The organism is Roseovarius carneus, assembly GCF_020141465.1.
Lineage (GTDB): Bacteria > Pseudomonadota > Alphaproteobacteria > Rhodobacterales > Rhodobacteraceae > Roseovarius > Roseovarius carneus.
Genome location: NZ_JAHSPD010000001.1, coordinates 2,237,548 through 2,259,788 on the forward strand (window position 1 = coordinate 2,237,548; position 22,241 = coordinate 2,259,788).

Below are 22,241 nucleotides of genomic sequence, written 5' to 3' on the forward strand. Positions count from 1 at the left end.
CATGAGCGAGGCGGCAATCATAGAGCGGCCTGAGTTGACCCTGCCACCTGCGGAGGCGGCGCATGTGCGCAGCGCCTATTCTGAGGCGGATGTGATCCTTGAATATGGCTCAGGCGGGTCAACCATCGTGGCGTCCGAGCTGCCCGGCAAGACCGTGTTCTCGGTGGAGAGTGATCAGGCCTGGGCCGAGATGATGCAAGCTTACCTGTCGCAGAACAGGCCCGCGGCTGGTACGCGGGTCGATGTGATCTGGGCCGATGTGGGCCCCACGAAGGAGTGGGGCTATCCGCAATCAAACAAGGGTTGGCGGCGCTTTGCCGACTATCCTTTGGGTGTTTGGGAGTTGCCGGAGTTCAAACAACCCGATGTAGTGCTGGTGGATGGGCGGTTCCGGGCGGGCTGCGTCATGGCCACGGCGTTTTTGACCAAGAGGCCGGTGCGCCTTTTGGTCGATGATTACAAGCGGCGCAAATACTATCACAACGTCGAGGACTTCCTCGGCACCCCCAGACTGATCGGGCGTATGGCGGAGTTTGAGGCGCGTCCGATGCCCGTTCCCGCCGCCCGGCTGCGCGAGATTTTCACAATGATGACCCGGCCCTGAGCGGCCTTCACAAGATAAACGTAAGAGGAAGAATAAATGCTTGAGATCAAAAACCTGCATGTCGATCTGGAAGAAGAAGACAAGACAATCTTGAAGGGCGTGAACTTGAGCATCGAGGGCGGCAGCGTCCATGCGATCATGGGGCCCAACGGCTCGGGCAAGTCCACGCTGTCTTATGTGCTCTCGGGCAAGGACGGGTATGAGGTGACCAAGGGCTCTGCCACGCTTGAGGGCAAGGATATCCTTGAGATGGAGCCCGAAGAGCGCGCCTCAGCTGGCCTGTTCCTGGCGTTTCAATACCCGATCGAGATCCCTGGCGTGGGCAACATGACCTTCCTGCGCACGGCTGTGAATGCACAGCGCAAGGCACGCGGAGAAGAGGAGATGAGCGCTGCTGAATTCCTCAAGGTGGTCCGCGCCAAGGCCAAAGATCTCAAGATCGACGCCGACATGCTCAAGCGTCCGGTCAATGTGGGCTTCTCGGGCGGCGAGAAGAAGCGCAACGAGATCCTTCAGATGGCGATGCTGGAGCCCAAGATGTGCATCCTTGACGAGACCGATTCCGGCCTTGACGTGGACGCGATGAAGCTTGTCTCTGAGGGCGTGAACGCGCTGCGTGATGCGGGCCGAGGCTTTCTGGTTATCACGCATTATCAACGCCTTCTGGACCACATCAAACCTGATTTCGTGCACATCATGGCCGATGGGCGCATTGTGAAATCCGGTGGGCCTGAGCTGGCGCTGGAAGTTGAGAAGAACGGCTATGCGGATATTCTGGCGGAGGTGGCGTAATGGCTGCTGTGCAGAAAAAATCTGATACGACTGCGGCCCGGCTGGAGGGTCTGAGTATCCCCACGGGTGGTGCGTGGGCCACATCTGCGCGCGCTGACGCTTTGGCGCGCGTGCAGTCCATAGGGCTGCCGGACCGGCGGGACGAATATTGGAAATTCACCCGCCCCGATACGTTGGTGCAAGCAGAGGCGCCACGTGCGGCGCTCTTTACTGAGGACAAAGAGACGATCTTTGGCGAGGTTGATCGCCTTCAGATCGTCTTCGTTGATGGCGTGTTCGATGCGGATCAGAGCGATGATCTGAGCCTTGAAGGTGTGTCCATCGAGCGGCTACGTGATGCGGCGGAGGCCGATATCCATTGGGCCAAGGATCTCTACGGCGTCTTGGAGACGCGCGGGCAGGACCCCGTGGCGCGGCCTCTCGCGGCGCTCAACACCGCGGCGGCCACGGACGGGATCGTGATCCATGTGACCGGCAAGGCCGCGAAACCCATTCATCTGCGCTATCTGCATGCGGAGGAGACATCGGACGCGATCCTGCACCATCTGGTGAAACTGGAGGCGGGTGCGGATGTAACCATCCTTGAGAGCGGCCCGGCCGCGGCGCGGTTCAACAAATGCATGGAAATCGACATCGCGGATGGCGCGGCCTTTCATCATGTGCGCACCCAAGGGCGCGATCATGAGCGCCGCGCGGTCACGCATATGTTCACCCGTCTGGGCAACAAATCTGCGTTCAAATCCTTCACCATGACAGCCAATGGTGTGCTGACGCGCAATGAGTGCATCATTGAGCTGACCGGGGATGACGCGATTGCGCATGTTGCGGGCGCTGCGATGGGCGACGGCGACTTTCACCATGACGACACGGTTTTCATCACCCATGACGCGGAGCGGTGCGAGAGCCGTCAGGTCTTCAAGAAGGTGCTGCGCAACGGGGCCACGGGCGTGTTTCAGGGCAAGATCCTTGTCAAAGCGGGCGCTCAGAAGACCGATGGCTACCAGATCAGCCAGTCGCTTTTGCTCGACGGTGACAGTCAGTTCCTCGCCAAGCCGGAGTTGGAGATTTATGCGGATGATGTGATCTGTTCGCATGGCTCGACCTCGGGTGCGATTGACGAAGAGGCGCTCTTTTATCTGCGCGCACGCGGCGTGCCGGAAGGGCAGGCGACGGACCTTCTGACCCTGTCGTTTCTGGCTGAGGCGGTGGACGAGATCGAGGATGACGGTCTGCGCGAGGAGGTCACCGGCCTTCTGGCGGGGTGGCTGGAGCGTCGGCGCGGCTAATGCCTGTCTCCTCCGATATCGTGGCGACCTATAAGGGGCCGGGGCGTGTGATGCGCCGGCAACTTGATATGGGCGAGAATGAAGGCCGCGCGCTTGCGATCCTTATGGGCAGCTGTGTGCTGGTTTTCATCTCGCAACTGCCCAGTCTGGCGCGCAAGGCCCATCTTGACGGGGTGGAGCTGAACGGGCTGCTGGGGGCGTCGCTCTTCTCATGGCTTTTCATCGCCCCGTTGCTGCTTTACGTGGTCGCTCTCATCAGCCATGGGATCGCCAGGCTCTTTGGCGGTCGCGGCACCGGATTTGGCGCGCGTATGGCGCTTTTCTGGTCGTTTCTGGCGGCCTCACCGCTTTTGCTTTTGCATGGGCTGGTGGCTGGGTTTGTCGGTGCGGGGCCACAGATGACTCTCGTTGGCGTGGTATGGTGGGTGGTTTTGGTGCTCTTCTGGGCGCTCAGCCTGAAAGAGGCGGAATGGGGACGCAAATGAATGCGGCATTGATGCAGGATCTGGTGGGGCAGACGCTCACCGCACCGCGCGCGGCGGCAGAGCGGCTCATGGCGATGGGGCTGCCGCTCCAATGGCTGTGGATGGCGCTGGCGCTGATGTGCGTCCTCAACGCTATCGTCTATTCAATCTCGCTGGCGCTTGTTCCGGCTGTCGATCCGGTGACGGGTGCGCAGCTTGTGCCGGGGATGTTCCAATCCCCTTTCGTGTTTGCAGGCTTTCTTGGCGTCGCTTTGGTCCTGACCGTGCTGATGCTGGGCTGGGTTGGGCGCGGTATGGGCGGGCAGGCGCAGACCGGCGATCTTTTGGTGCTGATCGTGTGGATGCAGGTTCTGCGCCTTGGGGTGCAGCTTGTGATGCTGGTCGTGGCGCCTGTGGCGCCTGTTTGGGGCGCTCTTTTTATCGTTGTGGCCTCGTTTTGGGGGCTCGTTATCCTATGTGTTTTCATTCAGGCGGCGCATCGGTTTGAGACCGTGTTCAAGGCGATCTTGGTGTTGATCGTTGCGATTTTGGCAATGGCGGCAGGCTTGTCGCTTGTTCTCGGTGCCGTTGGCACAGCAATTCCCGGAGGCAGTTAGGATGCTTGATTTTCAAAAGGTGCGGGCGGATTTCCCGATCCTGAGCCGTGAGGTGAATGGCAAGCCTTTGGTTTATCTCGACAGCGGGGCGTCGGCGCAAAAGCCGCAAGTGGTGATTGACGCTATTACGCGCGCCTATTCTGAAGAATACGCCAATGTCCACCGGGGCCTGCATTACCTCAGCAACCTCGCGACCGAGAAATACGAGGGTGTGCGCGGCATCATCGCGCGGTTCCTCGGTGTGGCGGACGAGCGGCAGATCGTGCTGAATTCCGGCACCACCGAGGGCATCAACATGGTCGCCTATGGCTGGGCCATGCCACGGTTTGAGCCGGGCGACGAGATTGTGCTGAGCGTGATGGAGCATCACGCCAATATCGTGCCGTGGCATTTCTTGCGCGAACGGCAGGGTGCTGTGCTCAAATGGGTGGATGTGGACAGCGCCGGGGGCCTCGATGCGCAGGCGGTGATCGACGCGATTGGGCCGCGGACCAAGCTGGTGGCGATCTCGCATCTGTCCAATGTCTTGGGCACCAAGGTGGACGTGAAGGCGATCTGTGCGGCGGCGCGCGAAAAGGGTGTGGCAGTGATGGTCGATGGCAGTCAGGCTGCCGTGCATATGCCGGTCGATCTGGATGATATGGGTTGTGATTTCTACGCGGTCACCGGCCACAAGCTTTACGGCCCCTCAGGGTCCGGTGCTATCTTTGTGCGCTCTGATCGGATGGCCGAGATGCGGCCCTTCCTTGGGGGGGGCGACATGATCCGCGATGTGCACCGCGACACGGTCATCTATAACGACGCGCCGATGAAGTTCGAGGCCGGCACGCCGGGCATCGTGCAGACCATCGGGCTGGGCGTGGCGCTTGAGTATATGATGGATCTGGGGATGCAGAACATCGCCGCCCATGAGGACAGCCTGCGCGATTACGCCGTGGAGCGTCTGAGCGGGCTCAACTGGCTTCAGCTCCAAGGCACGCAAGCCGACAAGGCCGCGATCTTCAGCTTCACGCTGGACGGGGCAGGGCACGCGCATGACATCTCGACCATTCTCGACAAGAAGGGCGTGGCCGTGCGCGCAGGCCAGCATTGCGCGCAGCCCTTGATGGAGCATATGGGCCTTAGCGCCACCTGCCGCGCGTCCTTTGCAGTCTACAACACCACAGAGGATGTTGATGTGCTGGTCGAGGCGCTGGAGCTTTGCCACGAGCTTTTCGCCTGAGCGCTGATTTGACGTTGCGAGCAGGGCAGAGGGCGGCTATATCCCGCGACAGATGCACCTGTAGCTCAGCTGGATAGAGCGCTGCCCTCCGAAGGCAGAGGCCAGAGGTTCGAATCCTCTCAGGTGCGCCACAAGGGGTTTGGCACAGCCAAACACCTCAGCCGAAGTTCCGAACGCGCACGCTAGGGGTTTGGCACAGCCAAACACCTCCACCAGAATATCCAAGCAGGTACCCAAGGATGTTGGCATAGCCAAACACCTCCAAAGACGTCCAGGCGCGCACCTAAGCGGCAGGTGTTTGCAAAGCAAATACCGGGAACGGAAATGTGACCTCTGAGTTTGCCCCCACGCACTCCAAGCGAAATAGCGTGAATTCCTCCCCCTAAACGGGACCTCAAGGCGGGATTTATCGAGGTTGGCCTTGAGCCCTTATCAGATCACCGCAGCAAGCGCTGCGACTGTCTCGTTTGGAAAACTATCCAACAAAAGAGTGTTGGTGGCAGATTTGGTGCAAATTGATGTACTAAAGCGTTTTGAGAAAAACTGAGGCACTGCTTTTTTCGAAATATTTTAGGAAAATAGTTAATTTTATGTTAACACTTTTTTATTGTCAGGAGATTCAAATGAAATTTTTCACTTTAATTGCCGCGACGGCCGCCGTCGCACTCTCTTTGTCAGCAATGGTTGCCGATGCTCATGGGGGTGGTTGTCGGAAATCTTCTCCTCCGGGCCAATGTTGTCATGCAGATAATAGCAACGGTGGACGCGTACACTGCCACTGATTGGCATTGCTCTGGAGTTCAGCGTTCTGTGCTGCCTGCTGAAAGTACGTTTAAGAACTTTGCGGGTAACCTAAACGGGACAGGATGTCCTTTGCGTCGATAGATGCGCTCTCTTGTAGCGTTCCAAAACGCTCATTTTCAAGAACTACGCCAACAGAACCGCAAACCAAACCGACCAAACCCCTCACCCAATCGCATCCAAAATTCGCGCCCAGCTGCGGGTGCCTTTGTGGAAGCTTTCCATGTCGTATTTCTCGTTGGGGGAGTGGATGGCGTCGTCATCCTTGCCAAAACCGATCAGCATCGCGGTCATGCCTAGGATCTCGCCGAAATGCCCGGCGATGGGGATGGAGCCGCCGCAGCCGACATAGGCGGCGGGCAGGGGCCATTCGTCGCTGAGGGCGGCGCGCGCGGCCTCGAAGGCCGGATCGCTGGTTTCCATGATGCCTGCGCGGCTGCCGCCATGGGCGTGAAACTCAGCCGTGCAATCGGCGGGCAGGTGGGCGGCCACATGGGCGCGGAACGCGTCGCGCACGCGGTCCGGGTCTTGCCCCTCGACAAGGCGGAAGCTGATCTTGGCGCTGGCCTCCGAGGGCAGCACGGTCTTGAACCCCGCGCCGGTATATCCGCCCCAGATGCCGTTCACCTCCGCCGTGGGCCGTGACCAGATCATCTCTAGCGGCATCCGCGCATCCTCGCCCGCAAGCACCGAGAGGCCCACATCGCCGAGAAAACCGGCGTGGTCAAACCCGAGCCCCTCCCATTGCGCGCGCATCGCGGGCGAAAGCTCGGGGATACCATCGTAGAACCCCTCAAGCGTCACCCGCCCCGTGGCGTCATGCAGGCCCGCGAGCATGTCCGAGAGCACCCGGATCGGGTTCATCGCCAGCCCGCCGAAAAAGCCCGAGTGCAAGTCCACCTTGGGTCCGATGATCTTGACCTGCTCGCTGACCATACCGCGCAGCATGGTCACGATTGCGGGGGTTTTGGATTGAAAGAGCCCGGTGTCGCAGATGAGAGCGATATCGGCGCGCAGCTCGTCGGCGTTTTCCTGCATGAAGGGGATGAGCGAAGGCGAGCCTGATTCTTCTTCGCCCTCAAAGAAGAAGGTGATCTTGCAGGGCATTTCGCCCGTGACGTCGCGATAGGCGCGGCAGGCCTCAAGAAAGGTCATAAGCTGGCCTTTATCGTCGCCCGCACCGCGTCCGCGGATCACCTTGCCCTTGGCGGTGTCCTCGACCTTCGCGTCAAACGGATCCGAGACCCAAAGCTCCACAGGGTCCACTGGCTGCACGTCATAATGGCCATAGAAAAGCACATGACGCCCGGTCGCACCTTTGGGCCCATCCACGTGGCCCACAACCATCGGATGGCCCGGGGTGGCGCGCTTTTCTGCTGTCACACCAAGGGCTTGTAGGTCGCGCACCAGCCAGTCCGCCGCCTCCTCGCACTGTGCCTTATAGGCCGGATCAGTGGAGATAGACGGGATGCGCATCAGCTCCAGCAGGCGGTCGGTCGCGGCGGGAAGCTCGGCGTCGATACGGTCGAGAATGGCAGTCAGGGACATCGGGGCACCTCGGGCTTGGGTCATGGACGCAAGAACCGTATCAGCCGCCGTGGGGGTGTCCAGCCAATTGACCTGACGATTTGACCTGGATCAAGTTTTTACAGCGCGGCATTTTGTAACCTGTTGCCGAACCGGAGCGCGATCTATATCCAACGAAAGCAACGAAATCGTAGCATTTTATGCTCAAGACCCTGCAACGCGCGACGCGGGGACGAAGAAGAAGGGTAGACCCCCAGTGACAACATCGACGAACTATTCCGCGAAGCTCGACGAGGCTCTGGGCCGGCTGCACGAAGAGGGGCGTTATCGCACCTTTATTGATATTGAGCGTCGCCGCGGGCAGTTTCCGCACGCAACATGGCGCCGCCCGGATGGGACCGAGCAGGATATCACCGTGTGGTGTGGCAACGACTACCTCGGCATGGGGCAAAACCCCGTTGTGCTGGACGCGATGCACGAAGCGATTGATGCCACTGGCGCGGGCTCGGGCGGGACGCGGAATATTTCCGGCACCACGGTCTATCACAAGGCGCTGGAGGCCGAGCTTGCCGATCTGCATGGCAAGGAAGCGGCCCTTCTCTTTACGTCCGCCTATATCGCGAATGATGCAACTTTAAGCACTTTGCCCAAATTGTTCCCCGGTCTGATCATCTACTCTGACGCGCTCAACCATGCGTCGATGATCGAGGGCGTGCGCCGCAATGGCGGGGCCAAGCGGATTTTTCGGCACAATGATGTGGAGCATCTGCGCGAGTTGCTGGCAGCCGATGATCCGTCCGCGCCCAAGCTGATCGCGTTTGAGAGCGTCTATTCCATGGATGGCGATTTTGGCCCCATCGAGGCCATTTGCGATCTGGCGGATGAGTTTGGCGCGCTGACCTATATCGACGAGGTCCACGCTGTCGGCATGTACGGCCCGCGCGGGGCTGGTGTGGCTGAGCGTGACCGCTTGATGCACCGTCTCGATATTATCAACGGCACGCTGGCCAAGGCTTACGGCGTGATGGGGGGCTATATCGCGGCCTCTGTAAAAATGTGTGACGCTGTAAGGTCTTACGCGCCCGGTTTTATCTTCACATCGTCTCTGGCGCCCGCTGTGGCTGCTGGCGCTGCGGCCAGCGTCAAATTCCTCAAGACGGACCGGACATTGCGCGAGCAGCACCAGACACAGGCGAAAATCCTCAAGATGCGCCTCAAGGGTATGGGCCTACCAATCATTGATCACGGCAGTCATATCATTCCCGTGATTGTCGGCGACCCGGTTCATACCAAAAAGCTGAGCGATATGCTGCTTGAGGGCTATGGCATCTATGTGCAGCCCATCAACTATCCCACAGTGCCGCGCGGCACGGAGCGTCTGCGCTTCACCCCGTCGCCGGTCCATGGTCCGGGCGAGATGAATAAGCTTGTGACGGCTATGGACGAACTTTGGAGCCATTGTGCGCTGAATCGTGCCGAAATGTCTGCCTGAGGCTTGGCACGTGCAATAAAACTTGGCATGTGCTAGCTTGATCAAAAGATAGGTAACGGCTCGAATCGTATTTCCGGGTCAAATCCTAAGCATTGAAGGGCAGGTAGCATGATCTTGCGTCGTTTTTCGCGCAGTAACGGTGTGAAGGAAGCAGAGCCGCGCGGCTTTGATTCCTTTGAGCTGCGTCTGGGCGATTTGATGCGGGGCGAGCGCGCCACTTTGGGCAAATCCCTTCTCGATGTTGAGCGCGAACTGCGCATCAAGGCGAGCTATGTGGCCGCCATCGAGAATGCTGATCCTGAATCCTTTGATACTCCCGGTTTCATTCCCGGTTATGTGCGCTCTTATGCCCGGTATCTTGGCATGGACCCAGATCGCGCCTTTGCCACTTTTTGCACCGAAAGCGGGTTCTCCACAGCCCACGGCATGTCTGCAGCCGCCTCGGCAATCCGGCGGCCTGATGAGTTTGTGCAGCGCTCTACAAAGCGCAATGAGGACCGTTTGGTCTCACCCAGCACACCGTTTGTGCCCGCTGCCGAGAGCCTCTTGTCGCGGATCGAGCCGGGGGCGATTGGTTCCGTCACGGTGCTGGTCGCGCTGATTGCGGCGATTGGATATGGCGGCTGGACTGTGCTCAACGAAGTGCAGCGCGTGCAGGTCGCCCCGGTTGAGAACACGCCCAGCGTGCTGGTCGATTTGGACCCGTTGGCGGGTGTGAGCATGGGGCAGGGCGCTGAGCCTGCGATGACATCCAATTTCAGCGCACCCGATGCCGGTGCGCTTGACCGTCTTTACCGGCCTGAGGCGCTGGACGTGCCAGTGCTCGTCGCGCGCGACGCACCGATTTCCACGCTCGATCCCCGTCGTATGGGCGCATTGAGCGACGAAGGGACCCGCAACGCCGCCCGCCAGATTGCTTTGGACAACGCGGCGGGGGCTGCGGGTAATTCCGTCCGCGCCGAGGGCTTGGCAATTGATGCCGCACTTGCGTCCGTTCTGGGCAGCGATATCCCCGCGCCGCGCCCCGGTGCGCCAATTGTCGTAGGTGCAGGCGCGCCCGGCGTGCAAATGGTGGCCGTGCGTCCCGCTTGGGTGCGCGTCCGCTCGGCTGAGGGTAGCGTGATCTTTGAGGGCGTGATGAACGCTGGCGACACATATTCTGTGCCCGCGACCGAGGCGCCGCCCACATTGCGTGTCGGCGAATCTGGTGCCATCTATTTCTTGGTGAATGGTCAGCATTACGGCCCCGCCGGTCCCCGTGGGTCTGTGACCTCCAATTTGTCGCTTGCCTCGGATCTGCTAACAGGCACTCTTGAGGTTGCGGACCTGACGCAGGACGAAGATCTTACCCGCTATCTTGCGGCTCTTCAGGGTGCTGCTGCCGAGTAAGATTGCACCGGCGCGACGCATCTCCTATCTTGGCAGATAACGAACACTCCCATCGCCAAGGAAGCCTTTGATGTCGCTCAACCATATCCGCCCATGGCGCAACATCTACCGCCGTAAGAGCCGCCAAATCCATGTGGGCAATGTGCCCGTTGGGGGCGATGCACCTATTTCGGTGCAAACGATGACCAATACGCTCACCACAGATGTGAAGGGCACCATAGCCCAGGTGCAGGCGGCGGCGGATGCGGGCGCAGACATTGTGCGGATTTCCGTGCCGGATCAGGACAGTTCCAAAGCCCTGAAGGAGATTGTGCGCGAAAGCCCGGTGCCCATCGTGGCCGATATCCACTTCCATTATAAGCGCGGGATCGAGGCGGCAGAGGCCGGGGCGGCATGTCTCAGGATCAATCCCGGTAATATCGGGGATGAAACCCGCGTGCGGGAGGTGATCAGGGCGGCCCGCGATCATAACTGCTCAATCCGCATCGGCGTGAACGCGGGCAGTCTTGAGAAGCATCTGCTTGATAAATACGGTGAGCCGTGCCCGGATGCGATGGTGGAATCCGGCATGGATCACATTAAGATCCTTCAAGATAACGACTTTCACGAGTTCAAGATCAGCTGCAAGGCCTCCGATGTCTTCATGGCCGCCGCCGCTTACCAGCAGTTGGCTGAGGCCACGGATGCGCCCATCCATCTTGGGATCACCGAGGCGGGCGGGCTGATCAGTGGCACGGTGAAATCGGCTATCGGCATGGGGAACCTCTTGTGGATGGGGATCGGCGATACGATCCGTGTGAGCCTTTCGGCGGACCCGGTGGAAGAGGTGAAGATGGGGTTTGAGATCCTCAAATCCCTCGGCCTTAGGCACCGGGGCGTGAACATCATCAGTTGCCCCAGCTGTGCGCGGCAGGGGTTCGACGTGATCAAAACCGTCGAGGCTTTGGAGCAGCGCTTGGAGCATATCAAGACGCCGATGAGCCTGTCGATCATTGGCTGTGTGGTCAATGGACCGGGCGAGGCGCTGATGACAGATGTGGGCTTTACCGGGGGCGGCGCAGGCTCGGGGATGGTCTATCTCGCGGGGGCGCAGAGCCACAAGCTGAGCAACGAGAAGATGATCGAGCATATTGTGGAGCAGGTCGAGCAAAAGGCGGCCGAACTTGACGCTCAGGCCGCCCTTGAGGCTGCGGAAGCGACGCAAGCGGCTGAATAAGCCGCCGCCTGCGCCTTGCGCTTTGGCTCAGTTCTCGCGGATGTCCGCCACGATTTCCAGCATCCCCTCAAGAGGGACATAGCCACGCACCATCCGGTCCTGCATGACGAAACCCGGCGTGCCGCGAAGACCCAAGGTTGCGGCCAGTTCCGAGTTGGCCACAAGCACTGCGTCCACTTTGGGCGCGTCCATGCCTGCGAGGATCGGCGCGGGGTCCAGCTCAAGCGCCTCGGCGATACGGGTAAACGCCGCCTCATTCAGACGGCCCCCAAATGTCATCATCGCATCATGCACCGCCTTATAGGCGTCTTCGCCCGCGACCTGCAAAGTCGAGATGGCAAAGCGCGCGGCAAGGACAGAAGGCTCTCCCAGAACCGGCAATTCCTTGAACACCAGTCGGATATTGCCATCGCCCTCAACAAGTTCGGCCACTTCCGGGTGTGCCTTTTTGCAAAATCCACAGGCATAATCGAGGAATTCCACGATCGTCACATCGCCATCCGGGTTGCCACCCGCCCATGAGACGCCATCGTTGAAAATCGCCTCGGCATTGGCCGCGATCAGGTCGCCATCATTGGCTGATTGCAGCTCTTCTTGCTGGGCGTTGAACACATCGACCGCTTCAAAGACCACGGCGGGGTTTTCCAGAAGGTAGCTGCGCACGGCGTCGCCAAACGCTGCACGCTCGGCTTCGCTCATATCCGCAAGGTCGAGGGCCGCAACCGGGCTGACGGCGAGACAGGCGGCGAGGGCTGCTGGAAGGGTGCGTTTCAGGGTCATTTAGGGGGCATCTCCGTTGGATTATCTCTGAATTATCTCTGCGCGACTTTCGCGGCTTGAAGCACATCCTGCGCACGCTGCCAACCGCCCGAGCCGCGTGGCAAAAGCCCCGAGGCGCGGTTGGCATGGATCACCGCATCATCAAGCCTACCGATCAGGGCATAGCGTTCGGCGGTCACAACCGATGCGAGACCCGCATTGCCGGACTTAGCATGTGCGGCGGCCAGATCGCGCATCACGCGCATATCGCGGCCATCGCGAGACCGGGCGCGCTCCAAAACATCCAGAGCTTTCGCTGTGTCTCCTTGGGTCAGTAGCGCGCGCCCATAGGAGCCAAGGATCAGGGCGTTGCGCGGAGCGGCGTTCACGGCGCGCGCATAGGCGGCTGTGGCAGGAGCGAATTGGCGGCTCTCCATCAGAATCTGGCCGCGCAACTCGTGGTAGAACGGATCGTTGGGCCGTGCCGCCAAGGCGCGGTCCATGGCAGCCAGCGATTTGCGCAGGTCGGATTGGCGGTGATAGGCGATTGCCTCACGCATGGCGCGCACATCGGCAAAGCCGCTCTCGCCCGCGCGGGTGAGGGTCCATTTCGGGTTGCGCTGAAACGCCGAGAGTTTGCCCTTCGCGCGCGCAAACCAGTACAGATCGGTGTTGGAGGGGGTGAAGCGGCCCTTGTAGGGCTCGGCCAGCCGCTGCAACACGCGGATACGGTCGGCAGACAAGGGGTGCGTGCTGGCGTAAGGATCGCGGCGCGCGGCGGACAGCGCCTCTTGGCCGCGAAAGAGATCCATCACCTCGACGGCCCCGTGCGGGTCAATCCCTGCGCGCACCATGTAGCTGATCGCGGCATTGTCGGCGCTGCTTTCCTCGCTGCGATTATGCGCAAAGAAGAGCCGTTGTGCGGTGCCTTGGCTGCCGGCGGCGATACCAGCTGCGGCCTGCGCGTTGCCGGTGGCGGCACCCGCGATGGCGGCAAGGGCAAGCCCGAGGCTCGCCGCCGTGCGCGCGTTGCGGAAATTGATCGGGCGGCGCACGAGGTGGCCATTGGCGATATGCGCCGCCTCATGGGCCAGAACGGCCTGAAGCATTTGCGGCGAGGTCATTTTGAGGAGCAGGCCGGAATGGATGAAAATACTGTCTTGATCAATCACGAAGGCGTTGAGGCTACGATCATCAATCACAAGGATATTCATCCGGCTGGCACTCAGGCCCGCCGCCTGCAAAACAGGGCTCGCCAGCTGTTTCAGCGCGTATTCGATATCGGGATCACGCAAAAGCGTGACCGCGCGGGCCGGATGCGCCAGCGTGAACGACAGGATGATACAGGCGGCAAAGAGGCGCAGCAGCTGCATTGACGGCGGCTCCGTTTCAAGATGAAAAGCACGTTTGAATACTGTGGGAGAAAGCCATGCGGAACTCAAGGCGATCTGAGGTCGCTCCCTTCATCGTGATGGATGTGATGGAGGCGGCGCGCGCGGCAGAGGCCGCGGGGCGCCATATCATTCACATGGAGGTGGGCCAGCCCGGCACGCCCGCACCCGAGGGCGCGCGCGCCGCATTGGCCACGGCCATGGACGAAGACGCGATGGGCTATACGGTCGCCCTTGGTCTGCCGCAATTGCGCGCGCGCATCGCAGAGCTTTATGGCCAGTGGTATGATATCGACCTCGCGCCAAGCCGCGTGATCGTGACGCCGGGCTCATCAGGCGCGTTCATACTCGCGTTCACATCGCTCTTTGATACGGGCGCGCGGGTGGGCATCGGCGCGCCGGGTTATCCCAGCTACCGCCAGATCCTTAGTGCGCTGGACCTGACCCCGGTGGATATTCAGACGCGGGCGGAAAACCGCCTTCAGCCTGTGCCGGAGGATCTGGAGGGGCTCAATCTAGACGGGCTGATGGTGGCGAGCCCTGCGAATCCGTCGGGCACGATGCTGGATCGGGGCGCGCTTGGCGCTTTGATGGACGCGGCGGCGGGGCAGGATGCCGGGTTTATCTCGGACGAGATTTATCACGGGATTGAGTATGAAGCGAAGGCCGTCTCCGCGCTGGAGATCAGCGACGAATGCTATGTGATCAACTCGTTCTCGAAGTATTTCTCGATGACCGGATGGCGCGCGGGCTGGATGGTGGTGCCGGAGAGCCATGTGCGCGTGATCGAGCGGCTGGCGCAGAACCTTTTCATCTGCCCGCCCCATGCAAGTCAGATTGCGGCCTTGGCTGCTATGGATTGCACCGAGGAACTTGAGGCGAATATGGAGGTCTACCGGGCCAACCGTTTGCTGATGCTGGAGGGATTGCCACGCGCCGGGTTCACCAAGATCGCGCCGCCCGATGGGGCGTTTTACGTTTATGCGGATGTGAGCGATTTAACGAATGACAGCCGCGCCTTTGCCGCCGAAATACTGGACAAGGCAGGTGTGGCCGTCACGCCGGGTCTGGATTTTGATCCTGTGCGCGGGGCAGGAACCTTGCGGTTTTCCTATGCCCGCAGCACGGCGGATATCGAGGAAGGTCTCGCGCGGCTGACGGCGTTTATGGCCGCGCGATAGGGTCCGGTGCGCGGTCCAAAGGGGCGGGACATGGCCGCGCTGGTTTGCTATGCTGCGCGCAGAAGCCGGATAAACCGGCGCAGTTTTTGGGTTGAGCAGTATGATCCGCTTTCTTCATGTCCTTTTGGCCGCCCTTCTTCTGAGCGGTGCGGCGCAGGCGCAAACGCAACCCCAAGGGTTTGGCGCGCTGGCCCGTCTGGATGCCGAGGGCAGCAGCATGATTGAGACGCGCGCAGGCGTTGAGATTACCCTCGCGCTGAGCCAAGGGGTGCCGTATCGCGCCTTCACCCTCGCAGAGCCTGCGCGGCTGGTGCTGGATTTTCGTGAGGTGGATTGGGGCGGTGTGCATGCCCGCGGCCTCAGCCAGACGGGGCGTGTGGCCGATGTGCGCGTGGGCGGATTTCGCCCGGGTTGGTCGCGCATGGTGGTTGATCTGGCGGCCCCTCTGGCGCTTGCGGAGGCCGACCTGCGCATTGACGAGTTCACTGGCACCGCGCGCCTGATCCTGCGCCTTGAAGAGACGGCGCCCGAGGATTTTGCCGCGCGCTCGGGCCTGCCCAACACGCCCGGATGGGACGCGCCCGAGCCTGAGAAGCGCATCCCGCGCGATCCCGATGCGCCTATAGTGATCGTGCTTGATCCCGGCCATGGCGGCATTGATCCCGGCGCGGAGACTGAGGAAATCCTTGAGAAGGACCTCATGCTCAGCTTCGCGCGGCAGCTTAAGGAAATGCTGCTCCGCACCGGGGCGTTTGAGGTCGTGTTGACCCGCGACGACGATAGTTTTGTGTCGTTGGAGCGGCGTGTGCAAATTGCGCATCGCGCAGGCGCGGATGTGTTCTTGTCGCTGCATGCCGATTCTCTGGGCGAGGGGAATGCACGGGGAGCGACCGTCTATACCTTGTCCGAAGATGCGTCTGACGAGGCCTCCGCAGCCCTTGCCGAACGGCACGAGCGGGCGGACCTTCTGGCCGGGGCGGATCTAAGCGGCTCAGATGATGTGGTGGCGGATATCCTCATGGATCTGGCGCGGATGGAGACGCAGCCGCGCGCCGATCTTCTGGCCCGCGCGCTTATCCTCGGCATTCGCGAGAGCGGCCTGCCGCTCAACAATCGCCCGCAGCGCAGCGCATCTTTCTCGGTGCTGAAGTCGCCCGATATCCCGTCGATCCTTCTGGAGCTTGGGTTTTTGTCCAGTGGGCGTGATCTGGGCAACATGATTGATCCTGAATGGCGGCTCGACATGGCCATAGCGATCACCGACGGCCTCAAGGCGTGGCGTCTGGCCGATGCAGCGGGTGCAAGCCTCGTGCGGCAATGAGCGCGCATGAGCGAGAAGCGGCCCCGCGCGGCCATAGGCTTTTGACGTCGGGCGCTTGCGTGCTTATACGGTCAATGACACGAGAGCAGCGGGGGTTAGCGTGCTCAGATCTATCTTGACCTTTTTCGGCTCTATTTTCAGTCTCATCACGCTTGGGCTGATGATGGTCGCGCTAACCATCGGTGCGGTGTTCTATATCTATGGCAAGGACCTTCCCAGCCACGAGAGCCTTGCCAATTATCAACCCCCCACGATCAGCCGCATCTTCTCGGGCGAGGGGCGCATCATTGATGAGTTTTCGCGCGAGCGCAGGCTTTTCACCCCTGCCGAGGAAATCCCTGACCTTGTGAAGCAGGCCTTCATTTCCGCCGAAGACAAAAACTTCTACAGCCACGGCGGCTATGATGCGCGCAGCATCGCGGCGGCGGCGGTTGATGCCGTGCGCTCGCGCGGGCAGGACGTGCGCGGGGCCTCCACCATCACGCAGCAGGTGATGAAGAACTTCCTTCTTGATGGCTCCCGCCGGGCTGAGCGGAAGATCAAGGAGATCATCCTCGCCACGCGGATCGAGGAAACTTTGGATAAAGAACGTATCCTTGAGCTTTACCTCAACGAGATTTTCCTGGGCCAGAATTCTTACGGCGTGGCCGCCGCGTCTCAGACGTATTTCAACAAATCACTGGCCGAGCTTGCCCCGCATGAGGCGGCGTTTCTCGCCTCCATGCCCAAGGCCCCGTCGGATTATCATCCCGTGCGCCAAAAAGACCGCCTGCAAGCGCGGCGTGATTTTGTGCTGCGCGAGATGAAGGAAAATGGCTTTTTGACCCAAGAGGTCTACGAGAGTGAAAAGGCGGCCCCGCTGCGCTCGGTCCAGAATGAGGATTTTGAGCCTTTCTCTGCCGCCTTGCCGCCGCGCGATTATTTCACCGATGAGATTCGCCGCGAGTTGAGCCGTGAAGTTGGCGAGGGTGAGTTTTTCACCGGCGGGCTGAGCGTGCGGGCCACGCTGGACCCCGAAATGCAGGTCCATGCGGCCCATGCGCTGCAACGCAAGCTGGAGCAATATGACCGCGGTCTTGGCCGGTGGCGCGGTACTGGCGTGACCCTTCCGCCCGAAGCGCTTGAGAGCGAAGCCGCATGGCGTGAGGCGCTGGCCGCGACGCGGGTTGCGCGTGATGTGACGCTGGAGAGCCAGTGGTACCCGGCGGTGGTGCTGGAGACCGGCGATCAGGACATGCGGATCGGGATCGAGGGTGTTGTGGAAACCGAGGCTGAGCCGCATGTCGTGCCACGCGGTGATATCGGCTGGTTGCCTGGCAACTTTCAAAACACGTTCGAGCGTGGCGAGGTCGTGCATGTGCGGCGCATGGTCGATGACGGGGCGTTCATCCGCTGGACCCTGCGCCAAGTGCCCGAAGTGCAAGGCGGCTTCATGGCGATGGACGTGAATACAGGCCGTGTGATCGCGATGCAGGGCGGGTTTTCCTATCAAAATTCGGTCTTCAACCGCGCGACACAGGCCAAACGGCAGCCCGGCTCCAGCTTCAAACCGTTCGTTTATGCCGCCGCCCTCGACAGCGGGTATAGCCCGGCCACCATCGTGGTGGACGCGCCCATCGAGATCGACACGCCACAGGGTCTTTGGCGGCCGCGCAACTCGTCCAACCGGTTCTACGGCCCGACGCCGCTGCGCACCGGGATTGAGCAGTCGCGGAACCTGATGACCATTCGTCTGGCCCAAGAGGTGGGCATGGACACGGTGGCGTCATATGCCGAGCGGTTCGGTGTTTATGACCGGATGGGCGCGTTTTTGGCCAATTCACTGGGCTCTGAGGAGACCACGCTTTACCAAATGGTCGCGGCCTATGCGATGTTCGCCAATGGCGGTGAGCGGGTGGAGCCTACCCTCGTGGACCGGGTGCAGGACCGTTATGGTCGCACGGTCTACCGCCATGACACGCGCCGCTGCACCGATTGTGACGATCCGGGCATAGCGCCCAACCGCAGCCCACGGATTGTCTCGGACCGCGAGCGTGTGATGGACGCGATCACGGCATACCAGCTGACGTCGATGATGCGCGGTGTGGTCGAGCGCGGCACAGCGCGCGGCCATGTCAACCTGAGCGTGCCTGTGGCGGGCAAGACCGGCACCACCAACGAGGCGCGTGACGTGTGGTTCGTGGGCTTTACGTCCAATATCGTCGCGGGTTGCTATATTGGCTATGACCAGCCGCGCCCCATGGGCAGGGGTGCCTATGGCGGTGGCATGTGTGGCCCGGTCTTTACCGAGTTCATGCGCGAGGCGACCGCGAAATATGGTGGCGGTGAATTCGATGTCCCACCCGGTGGCACGTTCATCAATATCGACCGCTTCACAGGGGCGCGCCTGTCGGAAGACGCCACTGGTGCGAATGTGGTGGCGGAGTATTTCCGCGAGGGTCAGGATCTTATCTTTGGCATGGCCTTTGATGGTGGGTTTGCGATGGGCAATGATCTGGAGCTGTTCCAATCGGGCGAGACTGAGGAAGTGCGCGAGGTTGTCACGTCGACCGGCGAGACGGCCACGGTGGGCGAGAAGGCCACATTTGGCTCAATCAGCTCGGGCGGGCTTTACTGATCCACGCGACCCTCGACCGGTTTAGGACACATCTCTCATATGCGCGCTATCGCTTGAGGTGGGCGGTTGGCTGGGCTATTTGTGCGCCCTGACCCATAAGGACACTTCGCCCCATGCGCGCTGAAATTCAGACCCTCGTTGCCGAGATCGAAACCTCGCTGGAGCTTTTGCGCCAGCGTATGGACTGGGAAAGTGTCCAGCACCGTCTGGAGGAGTTCAACGCGCGAGTCGAGGACCCCACGCTTTGGGACGATCCGGCCAAGGCGCAAAAGCTGATGCGGGACCGCCAATCGCTGGTCGATGCGCTGGCCACCCATGACGGCATTGCGCAGGAGCTGTCGGACAATCAAGAGCTGATCGAGATGGGCGACTTGGAGGGCGATGCCGACGTGGTGGCCGAGGCCGAGGCCGCGATGCGTGCCTTGCAGGCCCGTGCGGCAGCCAAGGAACTTGAGGCGCTCTTGAACGGAGAGGCGGATGCCAATGACACGTTTTTGGAGATCAATGCAGGCGCGGGCGGCACCGAAAGCTGTGATTGGGCCAGTATGCTGGCGCGGATGTATGTCCGCTGGGCTGAAAAGCGTGGCTATACTGTGGAGCTGCAATCGGAAAGTGCGGGCGATGAGGCGGGTATAAAGTCAGCCGCCTACAAGATCAGTGGGCATAACGCCTATGGCTGGCTAAAATCCGAGAGCGGGGTGCACCGTCTGGTGCGGATATCGCCCTACGATTCGGCGGCCAAGCGGCACACGTCTTTCAGCTCGGTCTGGGTGTATCCGGTGGTCGATGACGACATTGATATCGAGGTGAACCCGTCCGATATCCGCATCGACACTTACCGGAGTTCGGGCGCGGGCGGGCAGCACGTCAACACGACAGATTCTGCCGTGCGCATCACCCACCATCCCACTGGGATTGTCGTGACCAGCTCCGAGAAATCCCAGCACCAGAACCGCGATATCGCCATGAAGGCTTTGAAATCGCGGCTCTACCAGATGGAGCTGGACCGTCGCAACGTAGCCATCAACGAGGCGCATGAAAACAAGGGCGACGCAGGCTGGGGCAACCAGATCCGGTCTTATGTTTTGCAGCCCTACCAGATGGTCAAGGACCTGCGGACACAGGTGGAGACATCAGACACCAAAGGCGTTCTCGACGGCGATCTCGATGCGTTCATGGCCGCGACCTTGGCACAGGATGTGAGCGGGAAGAGCCGGGCCGAGGCGCAGGGCGACTGAGCGGTTTGGCCTTCCGCAGGCCTAGGGTTTGAGTATTTTTGCTAAGAAGAAGCCTGGGGGGCTGAGTGCGGCGGCTCCTTGGTTTGGGGGGCTTTGGAATGGACGATCTTTTGACGATGGTGGCCGGAGCCCAGGCGCGGGCGATGGCATCAGGGCAGGTGCGGGCCGTGGATGTGATGGCGGCGACGCTGGCGCGGGTGGCGGAGGTGAACGGGGCGGTCAATGCATTGGTCACTCTGGCGCCTGAGGCGGATTTGATGGCCGCCGCGCGGGCAGTGGATGCGGGCGGTGCGCTTGGGCCGCTTCACGGTGTGCCGGTGGCGATCAAGGACCTGGCCAATGCGGCGGGGTTTGCGACGTCACAAGGGTCGCCGATTTTTGCGGGGCAGGTGGCGGCGCGCGATGATGCGCATGTGGCGCGGTTGCGCGCGGCGGGCGCGATCGTGATCGGCAAGAGCAATGTGCCGGAATTTGGCATTGGCTCGCAGACTTATAATCCGGTTTTTGGTGCGACGGGCAACCCCTACGACCTTGCGCGCAGTGCGGGCGGCTCGTCGGGTGGGGCGGCGGCGGCGCTGGCACTTGGGATGGTGCAGATCGCGGATGGGTCGGACATGATGGGCAGCCTGCGCAATCCGGCAGCATGGTGCAATGTCTATGGGATGCGGCCCACATGGGGGGTGGTGCCCGCTGGGCCAAGCGATGAGGTGTATCTGCATCATCTGTCGACCAATGGGCCGATGGCGCGCTCACCTGAGGATATGGCGCTGTTGCTTGATGTGATGGCGGGGCCGGTGGCGGTGCAGCCGTTTGGGCGGGCGCTTGAGGTCGCGACCTGTCCTGCGGTGCCGCGTATTGGCTGGCTTGGCGATTGGGGCGGGGCCTATGCAATGGCGCCGGGGATATTGGAGCTTTGCGAGGCTGCTCTCGCGCCACTCGGGGCGGTGGAGGCGCTTGGCCCCCCGATGGAGGCAGGTGTGCTTTGGGAGAGCTGGTGCGTGCTGCGCAGTTGGGCGATTGGCATGGGGCTTGCCGAGATCATGGGGGACGCGCGGCGCGCGCAGCTCAAGCCCGAGGCGGTGTGGGAGGCGGAGCGAGGACTGGGCTTTACCGGAGCTGATATCCATGCGGCTAGCGTTCAGCGCAGTGCGTGGCGCGCCACCGCTATGCAGCTTTTTGAACGGTTCGATGTGCTTGCTTTGCCCGCGGCACAGGTCTGGCCCTTTGACAAGCACGAGACGTGGCCGCGCGCGATTGGCGCGCGCCGGATGGACACCTATCACCGCTGGATGGAGGTGGTGATCCCGGCCAGTTTGATCGGGCTTCCGGCGGTTTGTGTGCCTGCGGGATTTGGGGCGGAGGGCCTGCCGATGGGAGTGCAGCTGATTGGGCGGCCCGGTTCGGACAGGATGCTTCTGGAGCTTGCCGCACGGCATCACGCGGCCACGCCGTGGCCTCAGATACGCCCGCCTGTGCTTTGAGCCTTTGAGCGCGGCGCAGGGCGCGCTAGAGTGCTCTGAAACAGGGGAGGGGCAGACATGTCATTGACTGAGACACCAGAGCTGGGCGTGCCGCCCATGGGGCCTGTCCGGATGCCGATGCTGGGTGTGGCCCTCAGCCGAGGCTGGCGCGATATGCGCGCGGCACCGCTTTATGCGTTGGCCTTTGCGGGGGTCTATGTGGCGCTTGGCTGGCTCATGACATGGGTGACGATCGCCACGGGCAAGACCTATTGGCTGGTCTTTGCCGCCGTGGGCTTTCCGCTTTTTGGACCATTCGCCGCCGTTGGCCTCTACGAGGTGTCGCGCCGGTTGCAACAGGGGCGGGCGCTGGAGGCGCGGGGTATCTTTGGCGTGATCCTGCACCAAAGCACGCGCCAATTGCCGTCGATCTGCGTGATCATCGTGATGGTGTTTCTCTTCTGGTTCTTCCTCGCGCACATGATCTTTGCGCTCTTCATGGGGCATGCGGCGATGACCAATGTCTCCACGTCCTTTGAGGTCTACACCACGGTGAACGGTATCTCGATGCTGGCGGTGGGCACGGTGGTGGGGGGGCTCTTTGCGATGCTCCTTTACATGATCACGGTGTTTTCTCTACCACTCCTTTTGGACCGCGAGATTGATTTCGTAACCGCGATGATCACCAGCTTTGGCCATGTCGCAGCCAATCCCGGCCCAATGCTGGTTTGGGCGATCTTTGTGGCACTGGTGACGTTTCTTGCGATGATCCCGGGGTTTTTCGGGCTTTTCATCGTGCTGCCGCTCTTGGGGCACGCGACATGGCATCTTTATTGGCAGGTCGTGGAGGCGGGAGAGGCCTGA

The 22,241-nt window shown here is 61.2% G+C and carries 18 protein-coding genes and 1 tRNA gene; 16 read left to right on the top strand and 3 right to left on the bottom strand.

The features are described from left to right. The first annotated feature begins 1 nt into the window (after position 1). The 7 genes from KUD11_RS11205 (at position 2) to KUD11_RS11235 (ending at position 5,116) form a co-directional block, all read left to right on the top strand. Positions 2-604, top strand: coding sequence for a hypothetical protein (locus KUD11_RS11205; protein WP_109387917.1), 603 nt, complete (start codon positions 2-4; stop codon positions 602-604). A 36-nt stretch (positions 605-640) separates the two neighbouring features. Next, complete coding sequence (gene sufC / locus KUD11_RS11210; protein WP_109384631.1) at positions 641-1,396, top strand: Fe-S cluster assembly ATPase SufC; 756 nt, start codon at positions 641-643, stop codon at positions 1,394-1,396. Then, on the top strand, positions 1,396-2,682 hold the full coding sequence (gene sufD, locus KUD11_RS11215; protein ID WP_109384630.1) for a Fe-S cluster assembly protein SufD: 1,287 nt from the start codon (positions 1,396-1,398) through the stop codon (positions 2,680-2,682). Before sufC ends, sufD begins: the two co-directional genes overlap by 1 nt. Then, positions 2,682-3,167, top strand: coding sequence for a YIP1 family protein (locus KUD11_RS11220; protein ID WP_109384629.1), 486 nt, complete (start codon positions 2,682-2,684; stop codon positions 3,165-3,167). Before sufD ends, KUD11_RS11220 begins: the two co-directional genes overlap by 1 nt. Then, entirely contained in the window at positions 3,152-3,763 is a 612-nt protein-coding gene (locus KUD11_RS11225; protein ID WP_181375260.1) for a Yip1 family protein, read from the top strand. Before KUD11_RS11220 ends, KUD11_RS11225 begins: the two co-directional genes overlap by 16 nt. 1 nt (position 3,764) lies before the next feature. Further along, entirely contained in the window at positions 3,765-4,985 is a 1,221-nt protein-coding gene (locus KUD11_RS11230; protein WP_109384627.1) for a cysteine desulfurase, read from the top strand. A gap of 54 nt (positions 4,986-5,039) precedes the next feature. Beyond that, positions 5,040-5,116: transfer RNA gene (locus KUD11_RS11235), tRNA-Arg, on the top strand. Positions 5,117-5,951: 835 nt separating this feature from the next. Here KUD11_RS11235 and KUD11_RS11240 read toward each other — a convergent pair. Beyond that, positions 5,952-7,334 (bottom strand): M20/M25/M40 family metallo-hydrolase, encoded by a 1,383-nt coding sequence (locus KUD11_RS11240; protein WP_109384625.1) that lies wholly within the window; start codon positions 7,332-7,334, stop codon positions 5,952-5,954. A 235-nt stretch (positions 7,335-7,569) separates the two neighbouring features. Between KUD11_RS11240 and hemA the strand changes: the two genes are divergently transcribed. From hemA to ispG, 3 genes are all read left to right on the top strand, one after another. After that, a complete protein-coding gene (hemA, locus tag KUD11_RS11245) occupies positions 7,570-8,805 on the top strand; it encodes a 5-aminolevulinate synthase (RefSeq protein ID WP_109384624.1) in 1,236 nt (411 codons plus the stop codon). A gap of 108 nt (positions 8,806-8,913) precedes the next feature. Further along, complete coding sequence (locus KUD11_RS11250) at positions 8,914-10,194, top strand: helix-turn-helix domain-containing protein (protein ID WP_109384623.1); 1,281 nt, start codon at positions 8,914-8,916, stop codon at positions 10,192-10,194. 70 nt (positions 10,195-10,264) lie between these two features. Continuing rightward, on the top strand, positions 10,265-11,410 hold the full coding sequence (ispG, locus tag KUD11_RS11255) for a flavodoxin-dependent (E)-4-hydroxy-3-methylbut-2-enyl-diphosphate synthase (protein ID WP_109384622.1): 1,146 nt from the start codon (positions 10,265-10,267) through the stop codon (positions 11,408-11,410). A gap of 27 nt (positions 11,411-11,437) precedes the next feature. Here ispG and KUD11_RS11260 read toward each other — a convergent pair whose 3' ends face one another. Beyond that, complete coding sequence (locus KUD11_RS11260) at positions 11,438-12,190, bottom strand: DsbA family protein (protein ID WP_109384621.1); 753 nt, start codon at positions 12,188-12,190, stop codon at positions 11,438-11,440. Positions 12,191-12,222: 32 nt separating this feature from the next. Continuing rightward, positions 12,223-13,542, bottom strand: coding sequence for a M48 family metalloprotease (locus KUD11_RS11265; protein ID WP_109384620.1), 1,320 nt, complete (start codon positions 13,540-13,542; stop codon positions 12,223-12,225). Between the two features lie 56 nt (positions 13,543-13,598). Here KUD11_RS11265 and KUD11_RS11270 point away from each other — a divergent pair, with 56 nt between their 5' ends. The 6 genes from KUD11_RS11270 (at position 13,599) to KUD11_RS11295 (ending at position 22,241) form a co-directional block, all read left to right on the top strand. Then, the gene (locus KUD11_RS11270; RefSeq protein ID WP_109384619.1) at positions 13,599-14,741 is read left to right on the top strand and encodes a pyridoxal phosphate-dependent aminotransferase; all 1,143 of its coding nucleotides are present in this window, start codon (positions 13,599-13,601) and stop codon (positions 14,739-14,741) included. Between the two features lie 100 nt (positions 14,742-14,841). Then, positions 14,842-16,062, top strand: coding sequence for an N-acetylmuramoyl-L-alanine amidase (locus KUD11_RS11275; RefSeq protein WP_109384618.1), 1,221 nt, complete (start codon positions 14,842-14,844; stop codon positions 16,060-16,062). Positions 16,063-16,162: 100 nt separating this feature from the next. Further along, entirely contained in the window at positions 16,163-18,679 is a 2,517-nt protein-coding gene (locus KUD11_RS11280; RefSeq protein WP_109384617.1) for a penicillin-binding protein 1A, read from the top strand. Between the two features lie 113 nt (positions 18,680-18,792). Then, complete coding sequence (prfB, locus tag KUD11_RS11285; protein WP_109384616.1) at positions 18,793-19,917, top strand: peptide chain release factor 2; 1,125 nt, start codon at positions 18,793-18,795, stop codon at positions 19,915-19,917. Positions 19,918-20,015: 98 nt separating this feature from the next. After that, positions 20,016-21,398, top strand: coding sequence for an amidase (locus KUD11_RS11290; RefSeq protein ID WP_109384615.1), 1,383 nt, complete (start codon positions 20,016-20,018; stop codon positions 21,396-21,398). 57 nt (positions 21,399-21,455) lie between these two features. Next, complete coding sequence (locus KUD11_RS11295; RefSeq protein WP_109384614.1) at positions 21,456-22,241, top strand: DUF2189 domain-containing protein; 786 nt, start codon at positions 21,456-21,458, stop codon at positions 22,239-22,241.

Excerpts from the sequence above, each read along its gene's own strand:
- KUD11_RS11250 (WP_109384623.1), top strand. The coding sequence starts at position 8,914 with ATGATCTTGCGTCGTTTTTCGCGCAGTAACGGTGTGAAGGAAGCAGAG.
- KUD11_RS11265 (WP_109384620.1), bottom strand. The coding sequence starts at position 13,542 with ATGCAGCTGCTGCGCCTCTTTGCCGCCTGTATCATCCTGTCGTTCACG.
- KUD11_RS11290 (WP_109384615.1), top strand. The coding sequence starts at position 20,016 with ATGGACGATCTTTTGACGATGGTGGCCGGAGCCCAGGCGCGGGCGATG.
- KUD11_RS11270 (WP_109384619.1), top strand. The coding sequence starts at position 13,599 with ATGCGGAACTCAAGGCGATCTGAGGTCGCTCCCTTCATCGTGATGGAT.
- ispG (WP_109384622.1), top strand. The coding sequence starts at position 10,265 with ATGTCGCTCAACCATATCCGCCCATGGCGCAACATCTACCGCCGTAAG.
- KUD11_RS11205 (WP_109387917.1), top strand. The coding sequence starts at position 2 with ATGAGCGAGGCGGCAATCATAGAGCGGCCTGAGTTGACCCTGCCACCT.
- KUD11_RS11225 (WP_181375260.1), top strand. The coding sequence starts at position 3,152 with ATGGGGACGCAAATGAATGCGGCATTGATGCAGGATCTGGTGGGGCAG.
- prfB (WP_109384616.1), top strand. The coding sequence starts at position 18,793 with ATGCGCGCTGAAATTCAGACCCTCGTTGCCGAGATCGAAACCTCGCTG.
- KUD11_RS11240 (WP_109384625.1), bottom strand. The coding sequence starts at position 7,334 with ATGTCCCTGACTGCCATTCTCGACCGTATCGACGCCGAGCTTCCCGCC.
- KUD11_RS11295 (WP_109384614.1), top strand. The coding sequence starts at position 21,456 with ATGTCATTGACTGAGACACCAGAGCTGGGCGTGCCGCCCATGGGGCCT.
- KUD11_RS11260 (WP_109384621.1), bottom strand. The coding sequence starts at position 12,190 with ATGACCCTGAAACGCACCCTTCCAGCAGCCCTCGCCGCCTGTCTCGCC.
- KUD11_RS11220 (WP_109384629.1), top strand. The coding sequence starts at position 2,682 with ATGCCTGTCTCCTCCGATATCGTGGCGACCTATAAGGGGCCGGGGCGT.
- sufD (WP_109384630.1), top strand. The coding sequence starts at position 1,396 with ATGGCTGCTGTGCAGAAAAAATCTGATACGACTGCGGCCCGGCTGGAG.
- KUD11_RS11230 (WP_109384627.1), top strand. The coding sequence starts at position 3,765 with ATGCTTGATTTTCAAAAGGTGCGGGCGGATTTCCCGATCCTGAGCCGT.
- sufC (WP_109384631.1), top strand. The coding sequence starts at position 641 with ATGCTTGAGATCAAAAACCTGCATGTCGATCTGGAAGAAGAAGACAAG.
- KUD11_RS11275 (WP_109384618.1), top strand. The coding sequence starts at position 14,842 with ATGATCCGCTTTCTTCATGTCCTTTTGGCCGCCCTTCTTCTGAGCGGT.